Origin of the sequence: Pseudomonas sp. NY15437 (genome assembly GCF_048068435.1) — a bacterium.
GTDB lineage: Bacteria > Pseudomonadota > Gammaproteobacteria > Pseudomonadales > Pseudomonadaceae > Pseudomonas > Pseudomonas nitroreducens_B.
Genome location: NZ_JBLUQC010000032.1, coordinates 1 through 4930, shown reverse-complemented (window position 1 = coordinate 4930; position 4930 = coordinate 1). Strand labels below are relative to the sequence as shown.

Annotated in this window: 6 protein-coding genes and 1 pseudogene; 3 read left to right on the top strand and 4 right to left on the bottom strand. The window is 67.5% G+C overall.

Features of this window, described 5'->3' with window-relative positions; all coding sequences use genetic code 11:
* A pseudogene (locus tag ACNFIA_RS31835) lies at nucleotides 1-214 on the top strand (hypothetical protein); the annotation flags it as partial.
* 263 nt (nucleotides 215-477) lie between these two features.
* Here the strand turns inward: ACNFIA_RS31835 and ACNFIA_RS31830 are convergent.
* From ACNFIA_RS31830 to ACNFIA_RS31815, 4 genes are read right to left on the bottom strand one after another with little or no spacing between them, the layout of a single operon-like run.
* On the bottom strand, nucleotides 478-1797 hold the full coding sequence (locus ACNFIA_RS31830; protein WP_416790984.1) for a sensor histidine kinase: 1320 nt from the start codon (nucleotides 1795-1797) through the stop codon (nucleotides 478-480).
* Nucleotides 1794-2468 (bottom strand): response regulator transcription factor, encoded by a 675-nt coding sequence (locus tag ACNFIA_RS31825; protein ID WP_416790983.1) that lies wholly within the window; start codon nucleotides 2466-2468, stop codon nucleotides 1794-1796. Before ACNFIA_RS31825 ends, ACNFIA_RS31830 begins: the two co-directional genes overlap by 4 nt.
* Nucleotides 2468-2782, bottom strand: a complete 315-nt coding sequence (locus tag ACNFIA_RS31820) for a PepSY domain-containing protein (protein ID WP_259755136.1) — start codon at nucleotides 2780-2782, stop codon at nucleotides 2468-2470. The genes ACNFIA_RS31825 and ACNFIA_RS31820 overlap by 1 nt, the downstream gene beginning before the upstream one ends.
* The gene (locus ACNFIA_RS31815) at nucleotides 2782-3090 is read right to left on the bottom strand and encodes a PepSY domain-containing protein (protein WP_416790982.1); all 309 of its coding nucleotides are present in this window, start codon (nucleotides 3088-3090) and stop codon (nucleotides 2782-2784) included. Before ACNFIA_RS31815 ends, ACNFIA_RS31820 begins: the two co-directional genes overlap by 1 nt.
* A gap of 147 nt (nucleotides 3091-3237) precedes the next feature.
* Here ACNFIA_RS31815 and ACNFIA_RS31810 point away from each other — a divergent pair, with 147 nt between their 5' ends.
* Nucleotides 3238-4320, top strand: coding sequence for a patatin-like phospholipase family protein (locus ACNFIA_RS31810; RefSeq protein ID WP_416790980.1), 1083 nt, complete (start codon nucleotides 3238-3240; stop codon nucleotides 4318-4320).
* 32 nt (nucleotides 4321-4352) lie between these two features.
* Nucleotides 4353-4724, top strand: coding sequence for a DUF5329 domain-containing protein (locus tag ACNFIA_RS31805; protein ID WP_416790979.1), 372 nt, complete (start codon nucleotides 4353-4355; stop codon nucleotides 4722-4724).
* Nucleotides 4725-4930 lie beyond the last annotated feature (206 nt).

The following is a 4930-nucleotide window of genomic DNA, read 5'->3' as shown; positions in this document are numbered from 1 at the left end:
GGCGGTCAGCGTGATCACCGACATGAACCTGCAGATCGCCAGCGCCGCCGAGGAACAGAGCGCGGTGGCGGAGGAGATCAACCGCAACGTCGCCGGCATCCGCGATGTGACCGAATCGCTGTCGAGCCAGGCGCAGGAATCGGCGCAGGTCAGCCAGTCGCTGAACAAGCTGGCGAACCACCAGCAGGGATTGATGGATCAGTTCCGGGTCTGAGCCACCCCGAACCCTGTAGGAGCGGGCCATGCCCGCGATCCGCCGGCAACGCCGGCGCCAGATCCGGTTCGCGAGCATGGCTCGCTCCTACAAGAGCAAGCCGGAGTGACCCTGTAGGAGCGGGCCATGCCCGCGATCCGCCGGTAACGCCGGCGCCAGATCTGGTTCGCGAGCATGGCTCGCTCCTACAAAATCAAGCCGGAGTGACCCTGTAGGAGCGAGCTTGCTCGCGAACCGCACGGCACAAGCTCCCAGGAGCCACATCAGGCCTTGCGGCGCGGCAACTCCACCATCACCCGCAGCCCACCCAGCGCACTGCTTTCCAGCGTCAGGCTCCCGCCACAGGCTGCCGCGATATCCCGCGCGATGCCCAGGCCCAGGCCATGCCCGGCGACCTGCTCATCCAGCCGCGTGCCCCGCTCCAGCACACTGTCACGCTGGTCCTCGGCAATCCCGGGGCCATCATCGTCCACGCATAACCGGTAGGCGTCCGCGCCCTTCTCCACCGTCAGCCGCACCTGGGCATCAGCCCATTTGCAGGCGTTGTCCAGCAGGTTGCCGAGCATCTCCAGCAGGTCTTCGCGGTCGTACGGCAGGCGCGTCGCGGGCGGTGCCTGCCAGTCGATGGCAAGGTGGTCGCCATGAATGAGCTTGAGCATGTCGCACAGGCTCGGCAGCTCCGCATCGCAATCGAAATGCGCGCCGGGCAGCGCTTCGCCCACCAGGCGCGCGCGCCCCAGTTCGCGCGCCAGGCGCTGCTCGATCTGCTCCAGTTGCTCCTGCAAGACCTGCCGCAGCTCGGGGTGCTCGCGCAGCTCCGCGCGGTCGGCGAGGCTGATCAGCACCGCCAGCGGCGTCTTCAGCGCGTGCCCCAGGTTGCCCAGAGCATTGCGCGAGCGGCGCAAGGTATCTTCGGTGTGCTGGAGCAGATGGTTGACCTGCTCCACCAGTGGTTCCAGCTCGCGCGGCACCTGGCTGTCCAGCTGGCTGCGCTGGCCTTCCTGCAACTGCGCGATCTGCTGGCGTACCCGCTCCAGCGGGCGCAGGGCGCGGCGCACGGTGAAGCCCTGGAACACCAGGATCAGCAGCAAGGCCAGCGTGCCGGCACCCAGGCCGATGTTGCGCAGGCGATGGAAGCTCTTGAGGATCGGCGTGTAGTCCTGCGCCACCACGATGCTCAGTTGCTTACCGTAGCGCTTGTAGTCGCCACGATAGACCAGCAGGTGCTGATCCTCCGGCCCCTCTTCCAGCTTCCTGGCGAGACCCTTCCGCGAAGGCAGCTTCAACTCGTTATCCCACAGCGAGCGCGAGCGCCAGGTCTGGTCGTCGAAACGGATGACGAAGTAGCGCCCGGAGAACAACCGTTCGTACACTGCGTCCACCCGCTGGCCGTCGAGCTGCAGCCCGGCCGGGCCGCGGGTGATGCCCACCAGCAGGCTTTCCGCCTCGTCCTGCAGGCCGTTCAGCAGATAGCGGCGCAAGCCCTGATCGAACAGCCACAGGCCGGTCTGGGCCAGGGCCAGGCCGATCACCACCAGCACCACGCCGAGCCCGAGCCCGAGCCGGCGCTGGATCGACATCAACGGGCGACTCCGTTGCCGGTGAAGCGGTAGCCCTGACCACGGCGGGTCTCGATGATCTCGCGACCCAGCTTGCGGCGCAGGTGGTTGATGTGGACCTCGATGACGTTGGAGTCGCGCTCGGTCTCGCCGTCATACAGGTGCTCGGCCAGGTGCGATTTCGACAGCAACTGGCCAGGATGCAGCATGAAGTAGCGCAGCAGGCGGAACTCGGCGGAGGTCAGGTCGACTTCCTTGCCGCCCTGCTGCACGCACTGGCGCGACTCATCCAGGCTCAGGCCGGCGACTTCCAGCTGGCTCTGGTTGGCAAGCCCACGGGCACGGCGCAGCAGCGCCTGGATGCGCAGCAGCAATTCCTCGGGGTGGAACGGCTTGGTCAGGTAGTCGTCGGCGCCGGCCTTCAGGCCGTCGATGCGCTCGGCCCAGGAACCGCGCGCGGTGAGAATCAGTACCGGCGTGGCCAGGCCCATGCCGCGCCACTCCTGCAGTACGTCCAGCCCCGGCCGGCCCGGCAGGCCGAGGTCGAGGATCACCAGGTCATACGGCTCGCTGGCGCCCTGCACGGCAGCGTCGCGGCCGTCGGCCAGCCAGTCCACCGCGTAGCCCTGGCGGGTCAGGGTGGCGAGCAGTTCATCGGCCAGGGGTACGTGGTCTTCCACCAGCAGCAGGCGCATCAGTCGTCTTCCTTATCTTTGAGGATGCGGCCGTTGCGGGCATCCAGTTCCAGTTCGCGCACCACGCCCTCGGTGGTCAGCAGCTCCACTTCGTAGATGTAGGTGTCGTGCTCCTTCTCCAGCTCGGCTTCGAGCAGGCGCGAGCCCGGGTAGCGGCTCAACGCGGCGGGGAGGATTTCCTCGAAGGGACGGATCACCCCTTCCTTGCTCAGGCGCAGGGCTTCGTCCTGGCTCAGGTCATGGGCCTGGGCGACGCCCGCGAAGGCAGCGAGCGCCAGGCCGAGCAGCGCCGCGCGCGGCAGAACGGTCTTCATCAGTCATCCTGGTGATCGGTGAGGACTTCGCCGGTGACCGCATCCAGCTCGACATCCCATTTCACGCCCTGGGCGTCCTTGAGGTCGACCTTGTACAGATAGCGGCCATGTTCCAGCTCGAGTTCGCTATCGTACACCGAACCGCCGGCGTGCTTGGCCAGCGCGGTGCGGTTGAGCGCCTCGAAGTCGCGGATGGTCCCCGCATCGCGCAGCCGCAGCGCCTCGTCAGGCCCGATGTCGCGGGCCATGGCAACGCCGCTGCCCAGCAGCACGGCACAGAACGCAGGGGGGATCAGCAGCCATTTCATGAGCGTACCTCATCAGCTTTTCACGGCTGTCAGGCTAAGGCGAAGGACTTAACTCAAGCTGAATCGGCAACAGACATTCACCCCGTGAAATATCCTTGAATCCCCTGCACAGGCTCTATAATCGCGGCCTGCCAAAGCGAGGCCCGCATGACCGCCATCCACATCAAGACCCCTGCCCTCACCCTCAAGGCCGGACGCCGCGCGTTCCAGCGCATCCGCGCGCAGGGCCTGTCCCCGGCCGATGTCGGCATTCTCCCGGGCGCCGCCGGCGGCCCGAAGGCGCTGGGCATCCAGGGGCTGGACCTCGCCCTGTTCGGTGAATGGCTGCCGCGCGCGCCGCGCGAGCGCTCGCTGATCGGCGCCTCCATCGGCTCCTGGCGCTTCGCCAGCGCCTGCCTGCCCGACCCGGCCGAAGGTATCCGCCGCCTGGGCGAGCTCTATACCCAGCAGCGCTTCGCCCGCAAGGCGAGCATCAGCGATGTGTCGAAAAGCTGCGCGAAGATGCTCGATGACCTGCTCGACGGCCACGATGCCAGCGTGCTGGACAACCCCTGGTACCGCCTCAACGTCGTGGTGGTGAAGAGCCACGGCCGCCTGGCCCAGGACGGCAAGACCCACCTCGGCCTGGGCCTGGGTGCGGTGATCCGCGACAACCTGGTCGGCCGCCGCCACCTGCACCGGCATTTCGAGCGGCTGATCATCCACGATGCCCGCCGAGCACCGCCACTGGAGTCGCTGTCGGATTTCCCCTCGCGCTACCTGCACCTGGACCTGGCCAACCTGCGCCACGCCCTGCTCGCCTCCGGGTCCATTCCCATGGTCATGGAAGGCGTGCGCGACATCCCCGGCGCCGGGCCCGGCACCTACCGTGATGGCGGCCTGCTCGACTACCACCTGGACCTGCCCTACCAGCCCGAAGGCGTGGTGCTGTATCCGCACTTCACCGACAAGGTCATCCCCGGCTGGTTCGACAAGGGCCTGCCCTGGCGCCGTGGCGACGCCGGCCGGCTGCAGGACGTGTTGCTGCTCGCCCCGTCGAAGGACTACCTGGCGCGCTTGCCGCACAACAAGCTGCCGGACCGGAAGGACTTCCACCGCTACCTGGGCGATGACGCCGGCCGCGAGCGCTACTGGCGCAAGGCGATGGACGAAAGCCGGCGGATGGGTGACGAGTTCCTTGAACTGGTAGACAACGGTCGCCTCGGCGAACGCCTGCAGCCGCTGACATAATCGGCGGCCCACGCATCCGGCAAGGAATCGCTATGCCCCGTTCACGCTTGCTTCGCTCGTTCCTGGTTCCCCTCCTGCTCGTCGCTGCCGGCACCCAGGCCGCCGTCGACGCCAAGGCCCAGCAGGAGATCACCCAACTGCTCGACTTCGTCGAACACAGCGGTTGCCAGTTCATCCGCAACGGCAGCGAATACCCGGCTGCCGAGGCGCGCGCGCACCTGCAGAAGAAGCTGGACTACCTGGAAAACAAGGATATGGTCAGCAGCGCGGAAGACTTCATCGAACGCGCCGCGACCAAGAGCAGCATGAGCGGCCAGCGTTACCAGGTGGACTGCCCGGCCGGCAAGCAGGACGCCAGCGCCTGGCTGGGCACCGAGCTCAAGCGGCTGCGCCAGGCCCAGTAAGGCGCGTAGGAGCGGACTTCGTCCGCGATTGGCCTGAAGCCGCTCAGCGGACGGGAAATCATCGCGGACAAAGTCCGCTCCTACGCTCGCCGGTGATGGCAAAAGCCCGCCGGGTTGGGGCGCCACCCCGGGCCGACACAGCGCGGCCCGCGGGAAATCGGTTTGTGCGCGCGTGGGGGGGCCCCCCCCCGACCCGGCGGGCCCCC

Bases quoted from the DNA above. Each gene is read 5' to 3' on its own strand.
- ACNFIA_RS31815 (WP_416790982.1), bottom strand. From the start codon at position 3,090: ATGAAATGGCTGCTGATCCCCCCTGCGTTCTGTGCCGTGCTGCTGGGC.
- ACNFIA_RS31820 (WP_259755136.1), bottom strand. From the start codon at position 2,782: ATGAAGACCGTTCTGCCGCGCGCGGCGCTGCTCGGCCTGGCGCTCGCT.
- ACNFIA_RS31810 (WP_416790980.1), top strand. From the start codon at position 3,238: ATGACCGCCATCCACATCAAGACCCCTGCCCTCACCCTCAAGGCCGGA.
- ACNFIA_RS31825 (WP_416790983.1), bottom strand. From the start codon at position 2,468: ATGCGCCTGCTGCTGGTGGAAGACCACGTACCCCTGGCCGATGAACTG.
- ACNFIA_RS31805 (WP_416790979.1), top strand. From the start codon at position 4,353: ATGCCCCGTTCACGCTTGCTTCGCTCGTTCCTGGTTCCCCTCCTGCTC.